This is a genomic window from Stutzerimonas stutzeri, assembly GCF_024448935.1.
GTDB classification, from domain to species: Bacteria; Pseudomonadota; Gammaproteobacteria; order Pseudomonadales; family Pseudomonadaceae; genus Stutzerimonas; species Stutzerimonas stutzeri_AO.
This window is the reverse complement of record NZ_JAMOIE010000263.1, coordinates 1-632: the sequence shown is the minus strand read 5'-3', so window position 1 is coordinate 632 and position 632 is coordinate 1. Positions and strand designations below refer to the sequence as shown.

Annotated in this window: 2 protein-coding genes; both read left to right on the top strand. The window is 60.1% G+C overall.

Features of this window, described 5'->3' with window-relative positions; all coding sequences use genetic code 11:
• Positions 1-75 precede the first annotated feature (75 nt).
• Positions 76-315, top strand: a complete 240-nt coding sequence (locus NA637_RS25265) for a ribbon-helix-helix domain-containing protein (RefSeq protein ID WP_003089107.1) — start codon at positions 76-78, stop codon at positions 313-315.
• Positions 315-632, top strand: a 318-nt coding sequence (locus NA637_RS25260; protein WP_256075398.1) for a putative toxin-antitoxin system toxin component, PIN family, incomplete at its 3' end; no start/stop codon positions are given. The genes NA637_RS25265 and NA637_RS25260, both read left to right, overlap by 1 nt.

Below are 632 nucleotides of genomic sequence, written 5' to 3'. Positions count from 1 at the left end.
TCGTTTTGTCGAACCATTGCATCGCCCTTTGTGATTGGCGTATAAACACACAAACACCTATTAGCGGAGAACGCTATGAATACCATTCGCTGGAATGTCGCCGTCTCGGCCGACACCGACCAGTCGCTTCGGATGTTTCTGGCCAGCCAGGGCGGCGGCCGTAAGGGCGACCTGTCGCGCTTCATCGAAGAAGCGGTACGGGCACACATCCTGGAGCTGAGCGCTGAGCAGGCCAAGGCCGCTAACGCCCATCTGAGTGAGGCAGAATTGACCAACGCGGTTGACGAAGCGCTCGACTGGGCACGTAAGCGCTGATGCGGGTCGTGTTGGATACCAACATCCTGTTCAGCGCCCTGATCTCGCCACATGGCGCGCCCGATGCGATCTACCGTGCCTGGCGGGCGGCGCGTTTCGAGGTGGTGACCTCGCGGATGCAACTCGATGAAATTCGTCGAGCCAGCCGCTATCCCAAGCTTCAGGCCATCCTACAGCCCGCCAAGGTGGGCGCCATGATCAATAACCTGCAACGGGCTGTGGTACTGGAGCGCCTGACCATCGAGGTCGAAGCCGATGATCCGGATGACTCGTTTTTGCTGGCCATGGCCTTGGCGGGCGATGCGGACTACCTGGGG